The organism is Mesorhizobium amorphae CCNWGS0123 (assembly GCF_001686985.1).
In the GTDB taxonomy this organism is placed as follows: domain Bacteria; phylum Pseudomonadota; class Alphaproteobacteria; order Rhizobiales; family Rhizobiaceae; genus Mesorhizobium; species Mesorhizobium amorphae.
Window position 1 is genome coordinate 386,320 of the sequence record NZ_CP015318.1, and the last position, 23,365, is coordinate 409,684.

Below are 23,365 nucleotides of genomic sequence, written 5' to 3' on the forward strand. Positions count from 1 at the left end.
GTCAAAGGTCCGATGGTTGCCGAAGGCCGCCAGAGAATCGACAAATGGCTGTTCTTTTCCCGCGCGGTGAAATCGCGCTCGCTGGCGGCGAAGCTAGTGGTCGCCGGACGCGTGCGCATCAATCGCGACAAAGCAGCGCAGGCCTCGGATCTGGTCAAGCCTGGCGACGTCCTGACCATCACGCTGGAGCGCCGCATCTTCGTCTGGAAGGTGGTCGGCGTGGGGGTCCGGCGCGGCCCGGCCGAAGAAGCACGCCTGCTTTACGAAGACATGTCGCCACCGCCAGCACCGAAGGGCGAGGCCGTTCCGGATGCGATTCCGGCGCTGCGCGACGCTGGCAGCGGCAGGCCGACCAAGAAGCAGCGACGGGAAACTGACCGGCTCATCGGCGAGGACTGAAGGCACGACCGACTTTCGTCAGGGTCGCGCTCTGGAATTCCATTCCGGAAGCGCCGACACCGGTGAGAATGGCCGCCCTTGCCAGCGGCAGGCAAAGGCGGTACCTCACCAAAAAAGCCCAACAAAAATGGACGTCCCGGAGCCGACCGATGACCTACGTCGTGACCGACAATTGCATAAAATGCAAATACATGGACTGTATCGAGGTCTGTCCGGTCGACTGTTTTTACGAAGGCGAGAACATGCTCGTCATCCACCCCGACGAGTGCATCGACTGCGGCGTCTGCGAACCGGAGTGCCCGGCCGACGCGATCAAGCCCGATACGGAACCGGGCCTTGAAAAATGGCTGCAGGTCAACACCGAATACGCCGAGAAGTGGCCCAACATCACCGCCAAGAAAGAGCCGCCGGCAGACGCCAAGACCTTCGATGGCGAGGCCGGCAAGTTCGAGAAATATTTCTCCGCCGAGCCCGGCGAAGGCGACTGACGGTCGCGCCGGTTCGACCGGCGTGACGTTGCGTAACGGGCATGAGACACGAACTGCCTTGACAGGCGGTGATGGCCCGTTGCCTTCGCGAATGCAGCAAAACCTTGATTCTTCCGACTTTTTGTGCTACATCAGCCAAACATGCCGGTGACACAACATCGATTTATGGCGAAAGCGCCCCAAATCACTGAAAGGTGAACTTCTCAATCCGGACCAGAGCGATCTGGGGCAGGCGGTCGCGATATTGCGGTTTGCCGGTCCCGGCTTTTCCGGATGGGTTCGTCTGTTGTGCGGCTAACGGTCGGCCACCCCGATCGCGCGAAGTTTCAGCCGGCGCCGCCATGCCGGCGCTACAACAAGGAGTTCAGGGCGTATGGCATCGATCACCCCGCAGAAGAAGTCCACCGCAGCGCGTCACGGTTTCAAGACCGGCGAGTTCATTGTCTATCCGGCGCATGGCGTCGGCCAGATCGTGTCGATCGACGAGCAGGAAGTGGCAGGCCACAAGCTGGAACTCTTCGTCATCGACTTCCAGAAGGACAAGATGCGCCTGAAGGTGCCGGTCGCCAAGGCGACCTCCATCGGTATGCGCAAGCTTTCGGAAGAGGACTATGTCGACCGCGCGCTGAAGGTGGTGCAGGGCCGTGCGCGCATCAAGCGCACCATGTGGTCGCGCCGCGCCCAGGAATATGACGCGAAGATCAACTCGGGCGACCTGATTTCCATCTCGGAAGTGGTGCGCGACCTCTACCGCGCCGACAACCAGCCGGAGCAGTCCTATTCCGAGCGCCAGCTTTACGAGGCGGCACTCGACCGCATGGCGCGCGAGATCGCGGCCGTCAACCGCATGTCGGAGACCGAAGCGGTGCGCCTCATCGAGGTGAACCTCAACAAGGGTCCGAAGCGCGGCGCCAAGGCCGACAACGAGGAAGCCGAGCAGGAAGAAGCTGCCTGAGCTTTTCGCTCTTTGAATCAGGAAAACCCGGCCTCGCGCCGGGTTTTTTATTGGGACTCGCCCGCCTCCTGCTTCAGCGTGGCGATGAAGCGCTTGGTGCGCTGATGCTCCGGGGTAGAAAACACCACGGAAGCCGGACCCTTCTCGACGACGACACCGGCATCGAGAAAGACCACTTCCTGCGCGATCTTGGAAGCGAGCCTGAGGTCGTGCGTCGCCATCACCATCGTCGTGCCTTCGCTTGCGAGCTGACCAAGCACGTCGACCACTTCCTGCGCCAGCTCCGGGTCGAGCGCCGAGGTCGGCTCGTCGCAGAGCAGCACCTTCGGCGACGGCGCCAGCGCCCGCGCGATGGCCACCCGCTGCTGCTGGCCGCCCGACAGCGTCGCCGGCCAGGCATCGGCCTTGTGCGCCATGCCGACCTTCTCGAGCAGGGCCATCGCCCGTTCGCGCGCCCTCTCAACCGGCCATTTCAGCACCGTCACCAGCCCTTCCATGACGTTCTCGATCGCGGTGCGGTGCGGAAACAGCTGGAAGTTCTGGAACACCATGCCGGTCTGCAGCCGCAGGCGCCGGATATCCCGAGTGGCGACCTTGATGCCCGGGCGGAATTCCAGCGTCTCATCGCCGATGCGCACCGTGCCGGAGGTCGGGATCTCCAGCAGGTTGATGCAGCGCAGGAGCGTGCTCTTGCCGCCGCCGGAGGGGCCGACAAGGGCGGTGACGCTGCCCTCCTCGATGGCGACGGTGACGCCCTTCAGCACAAGATTGTCGCCGAAGCGCTTCTCGATATTGGTGAGGCCGATCATGAGCGCGCCTCCAGGAAACCGCCATAGCGGTTGAGCCTGGCTTCCAGCCGCGTCTGCAGCGCCGACAGCACCGAGCTCAGCGCCAGATAGAGCGCCGCCGCCTCGACATAGAGGATCAGCGGCTCATAGGTGGTGGCAACAATGCGCTGCGCCGCCTGGAACATTTCCGGCACCGTGATTGCGGCAGCCAGCGACGTATCCTTGACCAGCGAGATGAAGGTGTTGGACAGCGGCGGCACTGCGACGCGTCCGGCTTGCGGAAGGATCGTGCGCCGCATCGCCTGGCTCCAGCTCATGCCGATCGAATAGGCCGCCTCCCACTGCCCCTTCGGCACCGAACCGATAGCGGCGCGGATGATCTCCGACGTATAGGCGCCGATGTTGAGCGTGAAGCCGATCAGCGCCGCCGGAAAGGCGTCGAGCAATATTCCGACCGACGGCAGGCCGTAGAAGATCAGGAACAGCTGCACCAGAAGCGGCGTGCCGCGGAAAATCCAGACGTAGAAACGGGCCACGGCAACCAACGGCTTCGGGCCAAACAGCCTGATCAGCGCCGTGACCAGTCCGGCGGCGAGGCCGAAGGCAAACGACAGCAGCGTCAGCGGCACGGTGAAGATCAGCGCCGCCCACAACAGCGTCGGCAAGGAGTCCAGCATCAGTTGCAGCCAGTGCGGCACAGAAGGCCTCCTTGCCAGATCATCTACGGTGCATCGCCCGCATCCGTCGAGGCGCGGACACAGGGCCGGATATCATGCGAAAACCGGCGAGCCGGTATCGGCCCGCCCGAGAAGATGCGTTTACTGCGAGACGTCCTGGCCGAAATAGGTGTCGGCGATCTTCTTGTACGTGCCGTCAGCCTTGATGTCGGCCAGCGCCTTGTTGATGGCGGCGACCAGCTCCGGATCGCCCTTGCGTACGATCACGCCGGAATAGTCGGCGTTCTCTTCCTGCGCCGCGATCTTCACATTGGCGTCGGGCTTGTGCTTCTTGAAGTCGAGGAAGGACAGGCTGTCATTGATGGTGGCGTCCGCACGTCCGGTGAGCAGCAGCTGGATCGACTGGTCGAAGCCGTCCGTACCGACGAGCTCGGCGCCGTTGGTCTCGGCGAGCTTGCCGAAGTTCGAGGTCAGCGACTGTGCCGACTTCTTGCCCTTGAGATCGGCGAAGCTCTTGATGTCAGCGTTGTCGCCGCGAACGATCAGCACCGCCTTGGAGGCGATGTAGGGATCGGAGAAGTCGTACTTCGCCTTGCGCGCATCGGTGATGCCAACCTCGTTGATGACGGCGTCATAGCGGTTGGCGTCGAGCCCAGCGATCAGCCCGTCCCACTTGCCTTCGAGGAATTCGACTTTCACGCCGAGCTTGTCGGCGATCGCCTTGGCGATCTCGACGTCGAAGCCGACAAGCGCGCCGGAAGCGTCATGATAGGTGAAGGGCGCGTAGGTGCCTTCCGTGCCGACCTTGAAGACGCCAGCCTGCTTGATCTGGTCGAGATTGGCGCCGGCATGGCCGGCGGTGACCGCCAGAACCTGCAGCGTTCCGGCAACGATGAGCGAAGTGAGCCATTTCATTTTTCTGTGATCCCGTCTTGGCCGGTGGTCGGCGCTTTGTGAAGGGCTGGAAACTGGCAGATGCAGCTCGGCAAAATAAGGAATCGAATTTCAAAGATGGGCCATTCCAGAAATCCCATTCTCAAAATCCGCACCGACGAACGCGGCGCAAACCTTCAGCGTTCCCGCTTCGCTCCACTCCGTTCAATACCGCAGGGTGATCGCGCCGGGAACATTCCTCGGCGTGGCGAGTTTTGCTGTTGTAGGGCGCAGCGCCGACATTTCAACCGAAGCGCCGACAAGATCGCGGTGGCGAGCCCGCCGGCAAGACCCGGAACAGGAGCGCGGCATGATCGAAGACACGGCAGGACGAACCATGGTCCGCGCGGCGATGAAGGCTCCTTATCTCGAGCGCGAGGAGGAGCATCTTCTGGCCTTGCGCTGGAAGGAAGATAACGACCAGCAGGCGCTGCACCGGATCACCGTTGCGCATATGCGGCTGGTCATTTCCATGGCCTCGCGGTTTCGCCACTACGGCCTGCCGCTCGGCGACCTGATCCAGGAGGGTCATGTCGGCCTGCTGGAAGCCGCGGCGCGTTTCGAGCCAGACCGCGAGGTGCGGTTTTCGACCTATGCGACATGGTGGATCCGCGCTTCGATGCAGGACTACATCCTGCGCAACTGGTCGATCGTGCGCGGCGGCACCAGCTCGGCGCAAAAGGCGCTGTTCTTCAACCTGCGGCGCCTGCGCGCCCGGCTGGCGAACGGCGCCGAACCGATCTCCAACGCCTCGCTCTACCGCGAAGTTTCCGTCGCGCTCGGCGTCTCCGAGGCCGACGTGGCAATGATGGATTCCCGCCTCTCGGCTCCCGACTCTTCGCTCAACGCGCCGCTTGCCGACGATGCCGGCACGGCCGAGCGCATGGATTTCCTGATTTCGGACGATCCCTTGCCGGATGAAATCGTCGGCGACACGATCGACATCGAACGCCGCTCGCTTTGGCTCAAGGCAGCGCTCGGCGCGCTCAATGCCCGCGAACTCAGGATCATCGAGCAGCGTCGTCTGACCGACGAGGGCGCAACGCTTGAGTCGCTTGGCGAAGCGCTCGGCATTTCCAAGGAACGCGTCCGCCAGATCGAAGCCCGCGCCATGGAAAAGCTGAAGGTTGCGCTGGTCGAGCAGAACCCGGAGTTCATGGCGACAGCCGCCTGAACCTTGCCGTCCTGAACCTTATCTATCCGTGACGATCTTGACCTTGTCGCCGGTCGAAACGGCGGCACCCGGCGACATCGCGTTGAGCACCCTGAACAGGTCGAGCTTGCGGTCGACGCCGACCATCTGCGCGGCGAGCGAGCCCATGGTCTGCCCCGCCTGCACCGTGACGACGCGGATATGCAGCGGCTTCAGCGCCGCCTTCTCGGCCGCGCTGAGGATGCGGAACGAGCCGCTCACCGAGCGCGCCACCGGATCGAGCGTCGTGCTGGCTGAGGGTGCCGCCGTCAGCAGACGGTAGACTTGGCCGCCGGCGCGGATCACCGCGATGTCGAACTGCCAGCCGTCGGCGCCGGCATGCGCTGTTGCCGCCTCGTTGCCGTTGATGGTTTCCTGCTTCACGCTCGCATCGTCGAGGCCGGCCACCCAGCCGCTGCGGATATAGTCGGTCAGCGGGCGGTTCTTGTCGATCGAAACGCCGTCGAAGCGGATCGCCATGTCGCCCGGGCCGGTCGCCGTCACGGCGGCGGCCGAATTGTCGATGACGAAGCCGTCGGGCACCGTGAACGACACGCCGAGGCCAGGATGCAGGAAGGTCTGGCCGCGCACATAGCCTTCTTCCGGCGTATCGCCGTAAAGCAGGCCGTCTATGCCGGCGAGGAAGGCATCGCGGTCGCGCGTGCCAACGCCCGGCGGGCCGAACTGACGGGCATGCCGCTGTGCCAGGTCGATGCGCTGCGGCGTGTTGGGGTGCGTCGCCAGGAAGTCGAGGCTGGCATCGGTGGCGCCGCTGATCGAGCGGAAATCGGTATAGGCCGACATCGACTGCAGGAAGCGGCCGGCGGCGTAAGGGTCATAACCCGCCTCGCCGACCGACTTGATGCCGATGGCATCGGCCTCGAGTTCCTGGTTGCGCGAGAACTGCGCAAGCCTGAGCTTGCCGCGGATGAGTGCGGCCTTGGCGGTCGGGCTGTCGCCGAGCACATCGGAGACGACCTTGGTCGCCAGCCCTTCCTCGGCCTCCAGCTGCTGCCGCTGCAGGCCGTGATTGGCGGTGACATGGCCCATCTCGTGCGCGATGACGGCGGCAAGCTCGGCCGAATCATTGGCCAGAGCCAGCAGGCCGCGCGTGACGTAGAGATAGCCGCCAGGCAGCGCGAAGGCGTTGACGTTGGGCGAATTGAGGATGGTGATGCGATAGGTCTGGGTCGGGTTGGCAGACACCACGGTCAGGCTGCCGACGACCTTGGCCACCATACGTTCAAGCTTGGGATCGGAATATTCCCCGCCATAGGTGGCGAGGATGCGCGGATGCTGCGCCTTCGCCATCTCGGCGAGCTTGCTGTTAGCGACGACGTTGTCGACGGTGACGGGCCTGTCGGACGGCTGGAAACCGGATTCCTGCACATCCGGCGGCGTGAACATCTGGCAGCTTGCCAGCGCCACGGCCAAGCCGGCCAGCGCAAGGAATCGCGCCAGCGGCTTCATCAACAGTCTGTCCTTGCCGGTCGGCAGATCGGCGTCCCTTCTCTCGTTTGCGGCAAATCACGGCCTATGCCGGACCAGTATGGCCGGACCTAGCCACACTCCTCCGGTCAAGGCAAGCAAACGCCGCATCGTCCAAACCCGGTTTGGCCGTAAATTATGTCCGCTTCCGGGCAATATCTCGTGAACCGGCAGTAATGCACGTCGCCCAAAAGTGTGCTGCGGTTTTGGGGCAACGACATGCACAAACAAGAATCGAAAGCACGTCGCACGATCCCATTCAATCGCGACGCGCTTTTGCCGGTCCCGAACCGATATAGCGCCGGAAGGCTTCCGGTCCAGAGCCATCGAAGAAATCCGCCGCCGGCCCCGCCGCGGCGACCGTGCCATTGTCGAGAAACACCATATCTTGGCCGATGCGGCGCGCATCTTCGGGCTGGTGGGTGACGAACAGAACCGTCATCTTCCGCTCGGCATGGACACTGGCCAAAAGATCCAGCATGTCGTCGCGCAAGGCCGGTCCGAGCGAGGCGAATGGTTCGTCGAGCAGAAGCACCGGCCGGTCGCGCACCAGCACGCGGGCAAGTGCGACGCGCTGCCGCTCGCCACCGGAGAGCTCGCGCGGCAGGCGGTTTTCCTTGCCGGCAAGGCCGACGCGCTGGAGTGCCCCGGCGATCGCCTCGCGGTCGGCGCCGCTTAGGCCGAGCGATGGCGAACGGCCGAGCCCGACATTGCGCTCCACAGAGAGATGGGCAAACAGATTGTTTTCCTGGAACACCATCGACACCGGCCGGGCCGAAGGCGGGGCGGCGCTGACATTCAACTCGACGATCAGCACGCGGCCCGACCCTGGCGCCTCGAAACCGGCCACCAGATTGAGCAAAGTCGATTTTCCGGAGCCGCTTGGCCCCATGATGGCGGTGATCCTGGAAGCGGCAAACTCGACATCGAAGAGAAACGACGCCTCGCCATAGCTGAACGAGACCTTGTCCAGCCGCACCGTTGCCCCGTGTTTCACTTCGGCGCCATCAGGGATGGGCGTCATGCTCGTTCTCCCCGCCCCAGCCGGTCCGCGACAAGCACGAGCGCCAGGCAAACCATGCCTAGCAGCAAGGCCAGCCCGGCGGCGTCCGCGGTCCGGTAACTGCCCATGCGCGCCAGCAATAGATAAGGCAAGGTCTGCACCGAATCGCTGCCGAACAGCGCGATGACGCCGAGGTCACCGAGCGACAAGGCCATGGCGAAGGCGAAGGCTGTGGCCAGAGGCCGCCTGAGCGACGGCCAGTCGACCAGAATGAGCCGGCTCCAGCCTGAGATGCCAAGTTGTGCGCAAAGCCGTTCGTGGCGTTCGCTCGCCGCATCATAGGCGGGGCGCACGGCGCGGATGGCGAAGGGCATTGCCATCACCGCATTGACGGCGACGACCATGACAGGGGCGACGGCAAAGACGTCGCTGACCGTACGCAACAGCAGGAACCAGCCGGCACCGACGACGATGGGCGGCACCACCAGCACAAAGCCGGCACCGGTGTCGGTGGCATGTTCAAGCAGCGTCCGAGGACCGGCGCCGCGCATCAGCGCGAGTGCCCGCCGCGCCATGATGAGCGACAACGACAGCGCCACCGCAAGAACCGCCGAGAGCAAGGCAAGGACGACGCTGGTCAGCGTCGCCTGTCGCACGGCAGCCTCGCCCGCCAGCCGGCCGAGATCGGCGCCAAGCCCGGCTGCCAGCGTCGCTGCCATCGGCCCGGCGACGAACAGCAAAGCCAGACTGATCAAGGCGGCGTTCAACGCCGTCTCGGCCGTGCCGGCGGAAAGATAGCGGCGCGGCGCCACCGGCAGATTGGCATCGCCAACCGTGTTGGCACCGAGCCGCATCAAGGCCAGCACCACGACAAAGGTCAGAGCGATCTGCAGCAGCGTCAGCGTCACCGCTCGGGCCGGATCGAAATCGAAGCGCAGCGCCTGGTAGATGGCGACCTCCAGCGTCGTGGCGGCCGGCCCGCCGCCCAACGTCAGCACGATGGTGAAGGAGGTGATGCAGAGCATGAAGACAAGCCCGGCAATGCCGGGGAGTGCCGCGCGCAGCGCCGGCCATTCGATCAGCCGGAAGGCGGGTCTTGCGCCCATGCCGAGCTGGCTCGCCAGCCGCCATTGGTTGGCCGGCACCGTCCCCAGCGCCTCCAGGAACAGCCTTGTGGCCAAAGGCAGGTTGAAGAAGACATGGGCGACGAGAATGCCTGACAGCCCGTAGATGCCCGGCCAGCTCTCGCCGCCGAGCAAGCCGTCGAAATAGCCGGCATTGCCGTAGAGCGCCAGGATGCCGAGCGCCGCGACGATGGCCGGCAGTGCCAACGGCAAAGCGAAGAGCTGCAAGATCAGGCCGCGGCCGAAAAAGCTCGGATGCCGCGACAGGGCGCGTGCCACGAACAGCGCCGGCACGACGGAGAGCAGCGTCGACAAAATCGCCTGCCAGAGCGTGAAGCGGGCGACACGCAGGAGATAGGGATCGAAGGCTGACGCGGCACCGGACAGGTCGCGCGCGCCTTCGAGGATGAGCCCGGCGAACGCGCCGCCGATCAGCAGCGCGATTGCCGCGAGCGCGACGATGCCGGCGCTGACGCGGAAATCGGTCGAACGCGCCGGTACCATCCCGACCCCTACTTGCTCATCACCGCCAGCCATTCGTCGACCCAGGCCTTGCGGTTGGCAGCAACCTCATCCGGGCTGAACAGCAAGGTTTTGGTCGGCTTGACCAGCCTGTCGAAGGCCGGGTTGAGCGGCTTGTCAGTCTTGCCGGCCGGGAACATCCAGTTGGTCTCGGGAATGACATTCTGGAACTTCGGTCCGGTCATGAAGGCGATGAACTTTTCCGCCAGCGGGTTCTTGGCGCCGGTCGTGGTGATGCCGGCAACCTCGATCTGCAGATACTCGCCTTCCTCGAAGGACGCCGCCTGGTAGCGCTCGGTGTTTTCGGCGACCATGTGGTAGGCCGGCGACGTCGTGTAGGACAGCACCATCGGCGCTTCGCCCTTGGTGAACAGGCCGTATGCCTCGCTCCAGCCCGGCGTCACTGTCAGCACCTTCGACTTGAGCTTGGCCCAGGCCTCCGGCGCCTTGTCGCCATAGACCGACTTGACCCAGAGCAGCAGGCCGAGGCCCGGTGTCGAGGTGCGCGGATCCTGGATGACGATCTTGTCGGTTGCATCGCCTTCGACCAGTTCCTTCAGGCTCTTCGGTGGCGTCTTCATCTTTTCGGTATCGTAGACGACGGCGAAATAGCCATAGTCGAACGGCACGAAGGTGTCGTCGCTCCAGCCGCCCGGCACGTTGACATCGGACACCGCGCCATGCGGCGCGAACAGGCCGGTGGCCTTGGCTTCGGTCGTCAGGTTGGTGTCGAGGCCGAGCACGATGTCGGCCTTGGTCGAGGCCCCTTCGAGCTTGACGCGGTTGAGCAGCGCGACGCCATCGGCGACCGAGACGAAGTCGAGTGTGCAGCCGCATTCGGCCTCGAATTCCTTCTTCACCGCCGGACCCGGACCCCACTCGGCGGTGAAACTCTCATAGGTGTAGACGGTGAGCTTGTCCTGCGCTTGCGCGGGTACAGTAACAGCCAGGGTGATTGCTGAGATCAGTGCGTATAAGAGCGTGCGCATCGGCGCCTCCTTCGTTCGTGTTGAAAGGAATTGAGGCGTCGGGTTGTCCGAAACGTCTAATCCCTCCGCCGGTACAAACCGGATCAGGTTCAGCGGGTTGGCTGGTTTGCCTCTCAGCCGGTCCGCAAAGATCGCGTCCGGCACCCCGTTAGAGCGTTTCGACACATAGGCCCGGCCGATGTGGCGTGCAAGCGGAACTTTGCAGGGCATCCGGTGCATGTTGCCAAAGACGCGACGCACTTAAGGCCCGGCCTTCCGTTTCGTAGGCAGGGCTGGTAAGGGCCACGAGATATGAGCACATTCACCATCCTGCTTGGCGGCGATCTCATCCGCACGCCACTGCTCGACCGCCAGATCGAGGGCACGCGCGTCATCGCCGCCGACGCCGGCATCGGCCATGCCCGCATGCTGGGAGTGATGCCCGAACTCTGGGTCGGCGATTTCGATTCCGTGCCGGCGGATTTGCCGGACGATCTGGCCGCCGTGCCGCGCCAAGTGTTTCCGCCCGAGAAAGACCAGACCGACGGCGAACTGGCGATATCAGCCGCACTCGAACGCGGCGCCACCAGTCTGGTTCTCGCCGGCGCCTTCGGCGGCAAGCGTGCCGACCACGCCTTCCTGCACCTGGCCCTCGCGGTGCGCTTGGCCGAAAGCGGGATGGATGTGCTTTTGACCAGCGGCGCACAGGAAGGCATCCCGCTTTTGCCTGGAAAAGCCGGTTTCGGCTACGCCGACGGCACGCTGTTTTCGGTGCTCGGCTTCTCCGACCTTGCCGGCTTGAGCGTCACTGGCGCCAAATGGCCGCTCGACCATGTCGAGGTTGCGTTCGGCTCGTCGCTGACCATTTCCAACGAGGTCAAGGGCCGCCTCGAAATCGCCTTGGGCCGCGGCCGTGCGCTGCTGCTTGCCCACCCCTACCCCTTGCCTGAAAGCTGATCATGGCCCCGCCGCTTCTCAATCTCGACGGGATCAAGCTTACCTTTGGCGGCACGCCGTTGCTTGACGGCGCCGAACTCAGCGCCTCGGCCGGCGACAAGATCGCTCTGGTCGGCCGCAACGGCTCCGGCAAGTCGACGCTGCTGAAGATCGCTGCTGGAATGATCGAGCCGCAGGATGGCGAAGTGTTCCGCCAGCCCTCGGCGACCGTGCGCTATCTGCCGCAAATGCCCGACATGGACGATTTCGCCAACGTTCGCGCCTATGTCGAGGCGGGACTGGGGCCCGCCGACGATCCCTACCGCGCCACCTATCTGATGGAACACCTTGGCCTCACCGGCGAGGAGAAGCCGAACGATCTCTCCGGCGGCGAGGCGCGCCGCGCAGCCCTTGCCCGCGTCATGGCGCCCGAGCCCGACATTTTGCTGCTTGATGAGCCGACCAACCATCTCGACCTGTCGGTGATCGAGTGGCTGGAGGAGGAGCTTGCCCGCACCTCGTCAGCGCTGATCCTGATCTCCCACGATCGCCGTTTTCTCGAGCGCGTCTCGCGCGCCACCGTCTGGCTCGACCGTGGCCAGACCCGCCGGCTCGACAAGGGCTTTGGTCATTTCGAAGAATGGCGCGACCAGGTGCTGGAAGAGGAAGAGCGCGAGCAGCACAAGCTCGGCCGCCAGATCGTGCGTGAGGAGCACTGGCTGCGCTACGGCGTGACGGCGCGGCGCAAGCGCAACATGCGCCGGCTTGGCGAGCTGCAAACCATGCGCCAGCGCTTTCGCGGCCATCGCGGCGCCGAGGGCACGGCGACCCTGGTGGCCAGCGATGCCGCCGAATCCGGCAAGCTGGTGATCGAGGCCAGGAACATCGAAAAGAGTTTTGGCGACCTCATCGTGGTCAAAGGCTTTTCGACCCGCATCCAGCGCGGTGATCGCGTCGGCCTGGTCGGGCCGAACGGCGCCGGCAAGACGACACTTCTGAAGATGCTGACCGGCGAGTTGGCGCCGGATGCCGGCTCCGTGCGGCTCGGTGTCAACCTGGAGATCGCCACGCTCGACCAGAAGCGCGAGGCCGTCGACCCGGCCGAGACGCTGGCGCATTACCTCACCGACGGGCGCGGCGAAAATCTCGTCGTCAATGGCGAGCAGCGCCATGTCGTCTCCTACATGAAGGACTTCCTGTTCAAGCCGGAGCAGGCGCGCACGCCGGTGCGCGAGCTTTCCGGCGGCGAGCGGGCACGCCTGCTGCTGGCTCGCGTGCTGGCGCGGCCGGCGAACCTTCTGGTGCTCGATGAGCCGACCAATGATCTCGACATAGAGACGCTGGAACTGCTGCAGGAACTGGTCGCCGGTTTTGCCGGCACTGTCATCCTGGTCAGCCACGATCGCGATTTCCTCGACCGCACCGTGACCAGCGTGATTGCGCCTGACGGCGGCGGCCGCTGGATCGAATATGCCGGCGGCTATTCCGACATGCTGGCGCAGCGCGGCGGCACCAGGCTGGAAGACCGCAAGGCGAGGCCGAAGGACGCTGGCGAAGCGCCGGCCACAGGCAGGTCAGAACCCGCGGCTCCGAAAGCTCCGGCCAAGAAACTCTCGTTCAAGCAGAAATTCGCGCTGGAATCGCTGCCGAAGAAGATCGAGGCGGTGACCGCTTCGATCTCAAGGCTGGAGAACAACATCGCCGATCCCGCCTATTACGAGCGCGATCCGGCCTCGTTTCAGAAGACCATTGCCGCCCTCGACAAGGAGCGCGCCACGCTGGCCGCGCTCGAGGAGGAGTGGCTGGAGCTGGAGATGCTGCGCGAGGAGATGGAAGGGTAGGCTTCTGCCTTCCCTGATTGGCCGCAGTCACAGGCAGGCATCGCAGATCGCAGCGATGTGCCTTGCGTCCGTACCACAGCAGCCGCCGAGCACGCCGATGTGGCCGAAACGGTCGCGCATTGCGCGATAGCGTCGGCCGAGGTCGACCGGATCGCCCGGATCGAGCTCTGTCGCCGCGTCGAGCTCGGCATGGCTCTTGGCGGACGCGTTGGCGCGCACGCCGCGAATGCGGCCCAGCCAGCCTCCGTCGCCGGCAAGAACGGCCTCGAAATGGCTGGGGTGCGCACAGTTGATCATGAAATACGCCGGCGCACCGTCGGTTTCGTCGTCAACGGTCTCGATGGCATCCTTCAGGCTTTCGCCGGAAGGCAGGCGCCCATCCGTCTCGACCGTGAAGGAAATCACCGACGGGAGCCCCGCTCCCATGGCGGCACAGGCTATTCCGGCAGCCTCCTGCGAATAGGTCATGGTGACGGCGCTGATCATATCGGCGCCGGCATCGCGGAACGCCTTTATCTGATCGCCGTGATAGGCCTCGGCCTCGGCGGGCGTCATCACCGTTTCGACGCGGTAACCGTCGCCACGCGGCCCGACCACGCCATTGACCAGCACGATCATGCCGCGCGCCGCATAGGGCGCGGCCAGCGCCCGGGCCCATGACACCGCCTGCTGGTCTATGCCAGACAGCGCCTTTTTGGAGTAGCAGAGCTTTTCGCCCCAGTCCGGATTGGCGCGCCAGGTCGGCGTGTCGAGCACGAAGCCGACGCCGTATTTGTCGGCAATGTCGAGATATTGGCGGAAGTAACGGCCGAGCCTCTCCCGTCCCTCCTCCTCGCCAAGCAGGGGAAAGGCGGCGAAGGACGGCAGATCGAGGCCGTCCAGAAACACGAGCGAGGTTTCGAGGCCACCGTCCGTCAGGAGAACGGCTTCACTCAGCTCACGAAGATTGATCTTTGCCATGGTCATCGCCGTCCCTTTTTCGACCTGCCGTTTGCCGGATTATGGCAACCGAAGGCCGCTCGATCATGTCGCCGGGAAGGCGGGCCTGCAACGCAGCCGTTTCCGGCATGTATCCGTTGCGGCAGCGATGGCATGCAATATTCTATACGCATGTTACGGAGGCGCGTCATGCGCAAGATAACCGCGAATGCCGTTCGTCAGCCGGCGAATCTGTCGATCGATTCACAGCTCATGCGAGAGGCGAAAGGTCTCAACGTGAATGTCTCGCGGGCCGCCGAAGCTGGGATAGCCGAAGCGGTGGCCGCGGAGAAAACGCGGCTGTGGAAGCTCGAGAACCACGCCACGATGGACGCCTGGAACGACTATGTCGAAAAGCACGGCATTCCGCGCTCGCAACATCGGCAGTTCTGATGGCGCGCTATGACGTTTTCGCCATGGCTACATCCCCGATGCGCAAGCTTCACCCCGTCCTCGACGTCAATGGACGCAAGCTGGTGATGGCCACCCATCTGATCGCCCACGATTTCGACAACGGAACTGGGCGAAAGCCGGCTGAACCTGACACGTCACCACGACGAGATCGCCGCTGCTCTCGATATGTTGTTCCAAGGCTTCTGAGTATCAGAGCATTCCAGGAAAACGGCTTTCCGTCCAGAATTGCGTCAAAACAAAGAGATGGATCGGTTCGCAGTTTCCTTGAAACGATGGACCGCTCTACCCCGACGTCTTGGCCTGCCAGGCCTTCAGCGCCTCGTCGAACACCTTCTCGCCGGGAATGCCCTTTTCCATGGTGAGCAGCGCCCGCCGTCCGGTCTTGTAGACGACCGGCACGTCGATCCAGTCCTGGCCGCGAAGCAGGGTCAGGTTGGCGTCCTCGTCCGCCTTGGTGTCGTTGAGCGCTACGAGGAAGAAGCCGTCGGCGATCTTGGCCGGAATACCGATCAGCGGGCTGCCGGCATCCTGCTCCGAGCTCTTCATGGCGATGCGCAGGATGTTGTCGACGCCGCCGCCGTCAAATCCCTCCGGCGTCAGGAAGATCATCTCGATGATGTGGCTGGCCGGCAGCGTCTGGTCGGTGTTGCGCCTGATCGTCATGCGCAGCTGGATGTCCTTGCCCGGAATGGTCGCTTCGGCACGGATCGCCGGCTCGGGCGGCAGGTCGCCGCCCGGCGATTCCTGCACCAGCGACCAGACGATGTTGCCAGGCTCGGCCGAGCCTTGCGCGGTGCTGGTACGTTCCTCGTAGAAGATCGCTTTCTGGCCGACCGGCAGCGCGGTCTCGGCAGGTGCGGCCGCCGGTGCGGCAGGCGCGGCCGGTGTTGTGCCTGCTGCCGGCGCGGGCGGAGCGGCGGCAGTCGCGTCAGCCGGTGCTGCGGGCGGCGCGGCACCGTCGGCCGGCGGCGCTGTTGCGGGCGCCGGCACTGCGGGTGCGCCTGCGGCTGCAGCCGGTTGACCGGCCGGCGCGGGCGTCGGAGCGGCCGAAGCTGGCGCGGTCGAAGGGGGCGTCGCTGGTGGCGGCGTGGTCAGTGCGGCGACGGATTCGCCTTCGCCAATGCCGCTTTGCCCGGCGGCCGGACCGGGATCGGTCTCCTTGCCCTCGGGCGTCAGGCGCTGGGTGAACTTGGTTGTCTCGCCGGTGTCGGTGGCGCCCGCCGCTGGCGGTGCCGCCGCGGCATCGGCCGCCGGCTTGGCCGGGGCCGCCGGTTTCACCAGCGGCTCGGTGGTGACGGTCTTCGACCCGCCAGGGCCGAACATCGAGCCGAATGCGTCCTTGTTCAGCCAGATGCCGTACCCGCCGCCGGCAACCACCAGCAGCACGGCGGCGGTCGCGATCAGCCCGCCATAGCTGCGTTTGCGCACGGCGGGGCGCAGACGCTGGAAGGTGTCCTCCGCCGCCGGTTGCTCGTCATTGGCAAAGACATCGTCCTGGCCGTTCGGCGCCTGCGCGTCCATCCCCGGAAGGCGGGTATCGGCAGCGTCGAATGGCGGCGTCTGCGGCGTCTTCTGCCAGCTCGGCTCTGCCTTGGCGGCGGGCGGCGCCGGCCTGACGGTCTCCGACTTGGCGGGTTCCGGCTTGGCCATGGGCGGCGGCGGCCAGGTCGGTTCCGTCTTTGCCGGTTGCCGTGTGTGGCTCGGCTGGTTCTTGTTGCGGTCTATGGACGAGAAGATGTGCTCCAGCTCCGCCAGCGGGTCGGCGGCAGGCACGCTCTTGGCGTACGTCCGCTCGACGCTGGAAATGGCATCTTCAAGCGTGCGCTTCTGCTGGTCGGCGACCGACGGGGCCAAAGGCGGAACGTGATCCGCAAGCTTCTTCGCGATCGTCGCCCGGGCCTTGTCGTAGACCCTCGCCCGGATCTCCGGCGTGTTCTCACCGAGACCGTCGATCGTCTTTTTCAGAACAGCAACGAAATCTGCCATGCGTCAGTCGACCTGTATTTGTTCACGGACCGGCCCCGCAAATCAGCCGCAATGCCCGGAAAGGCTCAGAAACTAGTCTTGAAACGGATCGGTCACAAGTATCGTATCGTCCCGTTCCGGGCTGGTGGAAAGGAGTGCAACCGGCGCGCCGATCAGCTCTTCGATGTAACGGACATATTTGACCGCCTGGGCAGGCAGATCGTTCCAGCTGCGCGCACCGGCAGTGGTGCCTTTCCAGCCCTCCAGCGTCTCGTAGACCGGTTCGACCCGGGCCTGCGCGCCCTGGCTGGCGGGCAGATAGTCGATCATCTCGCCATCGAGGCGGTAGCCGGTGCAGACCTTGATCTCGTCCAGGCCATCGAGCACGTCGAGCTTGGTCAGCGCGATGCCCTTGATGCCGTTGACGGCGACCGCCTGGCGGACCAGCACGGCGTCGAACCAGCCGCAGCGGCGCTTGCGGCCGGTGACGACGCCGAATTCATGGCCGCGCGTGCCGAGGAATTCGCCGATTTCGTTCTTCTGTTCGGTCGGGAACGGACCCTCGCCGACACGCGTCGTATAGGCCTTGGTGATGCCGAGCACATAGCCGATGGCGCTGGGGCCGACGCCGGAGCCGGCTGCCGCCTGGCCGGCCACGGTATTGGACGAGGTCACGAATGGATAGGTGCCGTGGTCGATGTCGAGCAGTGTGCCTTGCGCGCCCTCGAACAGGATGCGTTCGCCGGCGCGGCGCCGGTCGTCGAGAACCTTCCAGACCCGGTCCATATAGGGCAGGATTTCGTCGGCGACCGAAGTCAGCTCGCCCATGATCGCGTCATGCGTGACCTCGGCATGGCCGAGCCCGCGGCGCAGCGCATTGTGGTGCGTCAGCAGCCTGTCGACTTTCAAGGGAAGCGTTTCCAAATCCGCCAGGTCCATCACCCTGACCGCACGCCGGCCCACCTTGTCCTCGTAGGCGGGGCCGATGCCGCGGCGGGTCGTGCCAATCTTCGTTCCGGAATTGGAGGCGGCGTCCTCGCGGAATCCGTCCAGCTCGCGGTGCAGCGACAGGATAAGCGCGGTGTTTTCGGCTATTTTCAGGCGATCCGGCGTCACCTCCACGCCTTGCGCCTTCAGTTTCGCCGCTTCGGCGACGAAGGCGTGCGGGTCGAAGACCACGCCATTGCCGATGATCGACAGCTTGCCTTGCCGCACCACGCCGGACGGCAGCAGCGACAGTTTGTAGACCTTGCCGTCGACGACCAGCGTGTGGCCGGCATTGTGGCCGCCCTGGAAGCGCACGACGACATCCGCCCGTTCCGACAGCCAGTCGACGATCTTGCCCTTGCCTTCGTCGCCCCACTGCGAGCCGACGACCACCACATTGGCCATGTTTCTTTTCCCTTGAGATGCCGACCGGCGGCTTTGAAACGACAGGCCTCTATAGCGTCAAGAGCAGGCTGATGCGACCATTCTTTGCCGCCGGAAACGGCCTGAGGCACAACAATTTTCGCCTTCCACATCATTTACTTGGCCGAGGCGTCGCAAAAACAGAAAGGCGCGGACGGAGCCGCGCCTTCGATAAAGCTTTCCCGGAATCAGGTCAGGCGCTGCCGACGTCGAAGTGCAGCGGCTTGGCCGAGTCGATCGACTTGTGCGCCCGCAGCTGATCGAGCACCCTTTCCGGGAACGGCGCATCGAGATAGAGCAGCGCGATGGCATCGCCGCCGGGCCGGTTGCGGCCAAGCTGGAAGTTGGCTATGTTGACGCCATTTTCGCCGCACACCGTGCCGAGCAGGCCGATGATGCCCGGCGCGTCGGCATTGGTCGTGTAGAGCATGTGCTGGCCGACCTCGGCATCGAGATTGATGCCCTTGATCTGGATGAAGCGCGGCTTGCCGTCGGAGAAGCAGGTGCCGGCGATCGAGCGCGTCCGGTGCTCGGTCTTGACCGTCAGCTTGATATACCCGTCGAATACGCCCGACTTGTCGCGCTTGACCTCGGCGACGATGATGCCGCGCTCCTTCACCATGATCGGCGCCGACACCATGTTGACGTCGGAGACCTGCGGCCGAATCAGGCCGGCAAGGGCGGCACTGATCAGTGCGCGCGTGTTCATCGTCGCGGTCGAGCCGTCGAACAGGATCTCGACCTCCTTGATCGGATCCTCGGTGACCTGGCCGACAAAGGCGCCGAGCACTTCAGCGAGCTTGACGAAAGGCTTCAGCCGCGGCGCTTCCTCGGCGGAGATCGACGGCATGTTGATAGCGTTGGAAACGGCGCCCTTGATCAGATAGTCGGCCATCTGTTCGGCGACCTGCAGCGCAACGTTCTCCTGCGCCTCGGTGGTCGAGGCGCCGAGATGCGGCGTCGCCACGACATTGTCCATGCCGAACAGCTCGTTCCTCTCCGCCGGTTCGACCTCGAACACGTCGATGCCGGCGCCCGCCACCTTGCCGCTCTTCAACGCCGCCACCAGATCGGCCTCGACGATCAGGCCGCCGCGCGCGCAATTGATGATGCGCACGCCGTCCTTCATCTTGGCGATCGCCGACGCGTCGATGATGTTGCGCGTCTTGTCGGTCAGCGGCGTGTGCAGTGTGATGAAATCGGCGCGGGCGAACAGCTCGTCCAGTTCGACCTTCACGACGCCAAGTTCTTCCGCACGGCTGTCCGACAGGAACGGGTCGAAGGCGATGACATGCATCTTCAGCCCGACGCCGCGCGTGGCGACGATGGAACCGATATTACCGCAGCCGATCACGCCCAGCGTCTTGCCTGTGATCTCGATGCCCATGAAACGGTTCTTCTCCCATTTGCCGGCATGCGTAGAGGCATTGGCCTCCGGTATCTGACGCGCCAGCGCAAAGATCATGGCAACCGCATGCTCGGCCGTGGTGATCGAATTGCCGAAGGGCGTGTTCATCACGATGATGCCCTTGCGGCTCGCCGCCGGGATGTCGACATTGTCGACGCCGATACCGGCGCGGCCGACGACCTTCAAATTGGTGGCGGCGTTGATCAGCTTCTCGGTGACCTTGGTCGCCGAACGGATGGCGAGGCCGTCATACTGGCCGATCACCTCGGCGAGCTTTTCCTTGTCCTTGCCGAGATCCGGCAAATAGTCGACCTCGACTCCTCGGTCTTTGAATATCTGCACGGCCGTGGTGGAAAGTTTGTCTGAGACGAGAACGCGGGGCGCCATGGCGGCCTCCTTGAAAATGGGATTGATCCGTACGGGAATCGGCGGCCCGAAGGCCGCCGCGCAATGAACTCAGGCAGCCGCTTTCAGCGACGCCTTTTGCGTGGCAAAGGCCCAGTCAAGCCAGGGCAGCAGTGCCTCGAGATCGGAGGTCTCGACCGTCGCGCCGCACCAGATGCGCAGACCGGGCGGTGCGTCGCGATAGGCGCCGATGTCGTAGGCGACACCTTCCTTGTCGAGCATCGACACCAATCCCTTGGCGAAAGCCGCCTGGCCGTCCGCGTCGAGCGCCGCGACATCCGCATCGGTGAAGGAGAGGCAAACGGAAGTGTTTGACCGCGTCGCCGGCTCCACGGCCAGGTGTCCGAGCCAGGAGGACTTGGCGATGAAGCGATCGAGCAGCGCGGCATTGGCGTCGGCGCGGGCGATCAGGGCCTCGAGGCCGCCGATCGACTTCGCCCACTGCAGCGCATCGAGATAATCCTCGACGCACAGCATCGACGGCGTGTTGATGGTCTCGCCCTTGAAGATGCCTTCGATCAGCTTGCCGCCCGACGTCAGGCGGAAGATTTTCGGCAGCGGCCAAGAAGGCTTGTAGGTTTCCAGCCGCTCGACAGCGCGCGGGCTGAGGATCAGCATGCCATGCGCGCCCTCGCCGCCCAGCACCTTCTGCCAGGAGAAGGTGACGACATCGAGCTTTTCGAAATCGAGCCTTTGCGCGAAGGCCGCCGACGTCGCGTCGCAGATGGTCAAGCCCTTGCGCGCGGCCGGGATGAAATCGCCGTTCGGCACCCGCACACCCGAGGTCGTGCCGTTCCAGGTGAAGACCACGTCGCGGTCGAAGTCGATCCTGGTCACATCAGGCAGCTCGCCGTAGCCGGCTTCGATCCTGCGCACGTCCGCGAGCTTCAGCTGCTTGACCACGTCGGTGACCCAGCCGGAGCCGAAGCTCTCCCAGGCGACCATGTCGACGCCGCGCTCGCCGAGCAGCGACCACAGCGCCATCTCGACCGCGCCGGTGTCCGACGCCGGCACGATGCCGATGCGGTAATCCGCTGGTACCTGGAGGATCTCGCGCGTCAGCTCGATCGCCTGTTCGAGCTTGGTCTTGCCGATCTTGGCGCGATGCGAACGTCCGAGCGCGGCATTCCGGAGTGCCTCGACCGACCAGCCGGGGCGCTTTGCGCAGGGACCTGAGGAGAAATTGGGGGTTGCCGGACGGAGTCCGGGCTTCGTATGTGTCGTCATCGTGGTCTATCCTTCCAGATAGTGGCCCCTCGTTGGGGAGGGGTGGCCCACGGACGGCGATATGCGTTCAGGCTTCCGGCGTCAAGAGGAAAGTTTTTGTCGCTGGCAGGATACTGGCCGGTGCGATGAGAGAAAGCCAGGGTTGCAAATGCAAAACGGCGGACCGAAGATCCGCCGTCCCGTTGTCGGCCTGGCAATCCTACCAGAGATCGTAGCGCAACCCGACCTTGACGCTCTGATAGTCGACGCCCTTATGGATGTTGAAGGCGCCGCCGTCATAGGCGACATATTCGGCGTCGGGGATCGCGAAATATTCGTATCCCAGGTCGACGGAAACATTCTTGGTGACTTGGTAGGACACGCCGGCAGCGAGCGCATAAGCGAGATCGTAGCTGCCTTTCGAGGCAACCGCGCCGGCGTAGCCCGCGGGATCATCGCAGTTGAATTGATCGACGGTCTGGAAGCCGCCGGCGGTGTTGGTGGTGGTCGTTTCGGCGCAGTCGCGCTGGCCGATCGCCCTGTTGTATTTGCTGTAGACGACCCCAAGGCCGCCACCGATATACGGCGTCAGCCCGACATAGGTGCCGAGATCGATATAGCCGTTCGCCATAAGGCTGTAGGCCTTGTTGTTGGCGATGTTCGAGCCATTGCAAGGGGCCGAAGCCGGGGCATTGGTTTGGCTGACAAGGGTTCCGGTGGTGACATTCGTCACCGTTGTCGTGATCGAGCCGTCGCAAGTGGTGATGAAATTGTCACCGAACCTGTTAGTGGGCAGGATGCCGAAGTTCAGCTCGGCGCGCAGATAGTCATTGAAATGGTAGCCCATGCCGACGCTGCCATCGAACAGGCTGCTCTTGGAGGTGAACCCGGCAGGGGTCTCTTCGTGGTCGAACGGATGGCTGAAGGCGTAGCCGATATCGCCGCGCAGATACCATCCCGAACCGACCTCGACCGGCACATAGTCGGGCGCCTGGTCGACATAGATGGGTGGATCGTAGTCGGCCGACGACGCCTGCGTCACCGGCATCAGCATGATTGCCGCAAGCGCCAGCGCTATACGCGATTTGAGTACCATTGTCCCCGGGCTCCCGAACTTGGCGCGCATTGCAATGGCACGCGCCGTTTCAGGAAGCATTGTTAACCATAGTGGTTAAGTGCCGGTTAAGGATAACGCTCCGTTACCGAATTGATTTCGGTCGGCTTTTTCCGGGACCCACAAACGAGAACCGCCCGGCGGGCGCCGGGCGGTTCAAGAATTTCAGGATGGTCGAAGCGATTACTTGGTGTAGATCGGCTCGGGTTCGGGCTGGTAGGCCACCACCGGCGCGGCGCACCCATTATTCCCGCTGAACTGATAGCGCAGGCCGCCGCGCACCTCGTGCGTATTCATGCCGTGGTCGAAGCCCGGCCCGGAGCTGGTCGTATCGAACTCGAACATGCGACCTCCCTGGATATGGGAGAAGCGGTAGCCTGCATCGAGGATGATTTTGTCGGTCAGGCAGTAGGAAGCACCAGCCATGAGCGCATAAGCGAAGCGCCAGTTGGTTGACCCGGGGTTTGTCTCGGTCGTGTTCGGATCGTATACGCGGTCCCATTTGACGCGCGCGCCGCCGATGCCGGCGCCGATGTAAGGCGTGATGCCATGATAGGTTCCGAGATCGACATACGCGTTGGCCAACAGCAGGAAGGCGCTCATTTTCGAAACCTCGACCGAGGTCGTGGTGAGGTCCGAGGTCGAACCGTTGAAGTCTGACTTGAACCAGTAGTCGGCAGTCAGATCGGTGCGGAAGTAATCGTTGACCTTGTAACCCACGCCGCCGCCGAGCGAGAAGCCGCCCTTAAGCTCGGCGGAATCGAAGTCGTTGCTGCCGGGTGGCGGGCCGTACGTAATGTAGTCGATGCTGCCCAGACTCGACTTGTGATAGTCGATGTCGCCACGAATGTACCAGCCGCCGACATCGACCGGCTGAGCCTCGACGACGGGCGGAGGGGCCTCTTCGACCGGAGGCGGTTCCACGAAATCGGCGGCGAAGACCGGTCCGGCCACGCCCGCCAACAGCGCGGCGAACAGTGCCATTCTTGCTGTACTGAACATGCTTGTCACCCCTAAGAAGCCTCGGAACGACGTATCCGCCCGAATGTGATTGACCTCGGCGTGGATAATGAATTGCAAAGGTTAAAAGGCGTTTAACCGTGTCGGTTAACCACGAATCTATAGAATTTTAGAAGTAGAGCATGTTCCCG

The 23,365-nt window shown here is 64.1% G+C and carries 21 protein-coding genes and 1 riboswitch; of the genes, 7 read left to right on the top strand and 14 right to left on the bottom strand.

Features of this window, described 5'->3' with window-relative positions:
• The first annotated feature begins 12 nt into the window (after positions 1-12).
• From A6B35_RS01775 to A6B35_RS01785, 3 genes are all read left to right on the top strand, one after another.
• Positions 13-399, top strand: coding sequence for an RNA-binding S4 domain-containing protein (locus A6B35_RS01775; RefSeq protein WP_006202441.1), 387 nt, complete (start codon positions 13-15; stop codon positions 397-399).
• A gap of 149 nt (positions 400-548) precedes the next feature.
• Positions 549-887, top strand: a complete 339-nt coding sequence (fdxA, locus tag A6B35_RS01780; protein WP_006202440.1) for a ferredoxin FdxA — start codon at positions 549-551, stop codon at positions 885-887.
• A 373-nt stretch (positions 888-1,260) separates the two neighbouring features.
• Positions 1,261-1,842 (top strand): CarD family transcriptional regulator, encoded by a 582-nt coding sequence (locus A6B35_RS01785; protein ID WP_006202438.1) that lies wholly within the window; start codon positions 1,261-1,263, stop codon positions 1,840-1,842.
• 47 nt (positions 1,843-1,889) lie between these two features.
• Here A6B35_RS01785 and A6B35_RS01790 read toward each other — a convergent pair whose 3' ends face one another.
• The 3 genes from A6B35_RS01790 to A6B35_RS01800 form a co-directional block, all read right to left on the bottom strand.
• Entirely contained in the window at positions 1,890-2,651 is a 762-nt protein-coding gene (locus A6B35_RS01790; RefSeq protein WP_006202437.1) for an amino acid ABC transporter ATP-binding protein, read from the bottom strand.
• Positions 2,648-3,328, bottom strand: a complete 681-nt coding sequence (locus A6B35_RS01795) for an ABC transporter permease subunit (protein WP_006202436.1) — start codon at positions 3,326-3,328, stop codon at positions 2,648-2,650. The genes A6B35_RS01790 and A6B35_RS01795 overlap by 4 nt, the downstream gene beginning before the upstream one ends.
• A 120-nt stretch (positions 3,329-3,448) precedes the next feature.
• Positions 3,449-4,222: an amino acid ABC transporter substrate-binding protein gene (locus tag A6B35_RS01800; protein WP_006202435.1), complete on the bottom strand. Its 774-nt coding sequence runs from the start codon at positions 4,220-4,222 to the stop codon at positions 3,449-3,451.
• 328 nt (positions 4,223-4,550) lie between these two features.
• Here A6B35_RS01800 and A6B35_RS01805 point away from each other — a divergent pair, with 328 nt between their 5' ends.
• Positions 4,551-5,414: an RNA polymerase factor sigma-32 gene (locus tag A6B35_RS01805; protein WP_006202434.1), complete on the top strand. Its 864-nt coding sequence runs from the start codon at positions 4,551-4,553 to the stop codon at positions 5,412-5,414.
• An 18-nt stretch (positions 5,415-5,432) separates the two neighbouring features.
• Here A6B35_RS01805 and A6B35_RS01810 read toward each other — a convergent pair whose 3' ends face one another.
• From A6B35_RS01810 to thiB, 4 genes are all read right to left on the bottom strand, one after another.
• Positions 5,433-6,902 (bottom strand): M48 family metalloprotease, encoded by a 1,470-nt coding sequence (locus A6B35_RS01810; protein WP_006202433.1) that lies wholly within the window; start codon positions 6,900-6,902, stop codon positions 5,433-5,435.
• Positions 6,903-7,179: 277 nt separating this feature from the next.
• Positions 7,180-7,944 (bottom strand): thiamine ABC transporter ATP-binding protein, encoded by a 765-nt coding sequence (gene thiQ, locus A6B35_RS01815; RefSeq protein WP_006202432.1) that lies wholly within the window; start codon positions 7,942-7,944, stop codon positions 7,180-7,182.
• On the bottom strand, positions 7,941-9,551 hold the full coding sequence (gene thiP, locus A6B35_RS01820) for a thiamine/thiamine pyrophosphate ABC transporter permease (protein WP_006202431.1): 1,611 nt from the start codon (positions 9,549-9,551) through the stop codon (positions 7,941-7,943). Before thiP ends, thiQ begins: the two co-directional genes overlap by 4 nt.
• Positions 9,552-9,559: 8 nt before the next feature.
• The gene (gene thiB / locus A6B35_RS01825) at positions 9,560-10,558 is read right to left on the bottom strand and encodes a thiamine ABC transporter substrate binding subunit (RefSeq protein ID WP_006202430.1); all 999 of its coding nucleotides are present in this window, start codon (positions 10,556-10,558) and stop codon (positions 9,560-9,562) included.
• Positions 10,559-10,601: 43 nt separating this feature from the next.
• Positions 10,602-10,716, bottom strand: a riboswitch (TPP riboswitch).
• 133 nt (positions 10,717-10,849) lie between these two features.
• On the opposite strand from thiB, the gene A6B35_RS01830 reads away from it, so the two are divergent.
• Together A6B35_RS01830 and A6B35_RS01835 are read left to right on the top strand one after the other, a co-directional pair.
• Positions 10,850-11,494 (top strand): thiamine diphosphokinase, encoded by a 645-nt coding sequence (locus tag A6B35_RS01830; protein WP_006202429.1) that lies wholly within the window; start codon positions 10,850-10,852, stop codon positions 11,492-11,494.
• A 2-nt stretch (positions 11,495-11,496) separates the two neighbouring features.
• Positions 11,497-13,314, top strand: a complete 1,818-nt coding sequence (locus A6B35_RS01835) for an ABC-F family ATP-binding cassette domain-containing protein (RefSeq protein WP_006202428.1) — start codon at positions 11,497-11,499, stop codon at positions 13,312-13,314.
• 27 nt (positions 13,315-13,341) lie between these two features.
• Here the strand turns inward: A6B35_RS01835 and A6B35_RS01840 are convergent, their stop codons facing one another.
• A complete protein-coding gene (locus A6B35_RS01840) occupies positions 13,342-14,280 on the bottom strand; it encodes a homocysteine S-methyltransferase family protein (protein WP_006202427.1) in 939 nt (312 codons plus the stop codon).
• A gap of 162 nt (positions 14,281-14,442) precedes the next feature.
• Here A6B35_RS01840 and A6B35_RS01845 point away from each other — a divergent pair, with 162 nt between their 5' ends.
• Positions 14,443-14,685, top strand: coding sequence for a type II toxin-antitoxin system CcdA family antitoxin (locus A6B35_RS01845; protein WP_006202426.1), 243 nt, complete (start codon positions 14,443-14,445; stop codon positions 14,683-14,685).
• Positions 14,686-14,988: 303 nt separating this feature from the next.
• Here A6B35_RS01845 and A6B35_RS01850 read toward each other — a convergent pair whose 3' ends face one another.
• The 6 genes from A6B35_RS01850 to A6B35_RS01875 all read right to left on the bottom strand — a co-directional run bounded on the left by A6B35_RS01850 (position 14,989) and on the right by A6B35_RS01875 (position 23,216).
• Positions 14,989-16,692, bottom strand: a complete 1,704-nt coding sequence (locus A6B35_RS01850) for a hypothetical protein (RefSeq protein WP_006202425.1) — start codon at positions 16,690-16,692, stop codon at positions 14,989-14,991.
• Between the two features lie 72 nt (positions 16,693-16,764).
• Complete coding sequence (locus A6B35_RS01855) at positions 16,765-18,063, bottom strand: adenylosuccinate synthase (RefSeq protein WP_006202424.1); 1,299 nt, start codon at positions 18,061-18,063, stop codon at positions 16,765-16,767.
• A gap of 211 nt (positions 18,064-18,274) precedes the next feature.
• On the bottom strand, positions 18,275-19,876 hold the full coding sequence (gene serA / locus A6B35_RS01860; RefSeq protein ID WP_006202423.1) for a phosphoglycerate dehydrogenase: 1,602 nt from the start codon (positions 19,874-19,876) through the stop codon (positions 18,275-18,277).
• 69 nt (positions 19,877-19,945) lie between these two features.
• Positions 19,946-21,121, bottom strand: a complete 1,176-nt coding sequence (locus A6B35_RS01865) for a phosphoserine transaminase (RefSeq protein WP_006202422.1) — start codon at positions 21,119-21,121, stop codon at positions 19,946-19,948.
• Positions 21,122-21,320: 199 nt separating this feature from the next.
• On the bottom strand, positions 21,321-22,196 hold the full coding sequence (locus A6B35_RS01870; RefSeq protein ID WP_006202421.1) for an outer membrane protein: 876 nt from the start codon (positions 22,194-22,196) through the stop codon (positions 21,321-21,323).
• Positions 22,197-22,397: 201 nt separating this feature from the next.
• Positions 22,398-23,216 (bottom strand): outer membrane protein, encoded by an 819-nt coding sequence (locus A6B35_RS01875; RefSeq protein WP_040582825.1) that lies wholly within the window; start codon positions 23,214-23,216, stop codon positions 22,398-22,400.
• Positions 23,217-23,365: the final 149 nt, after the last annotated feature.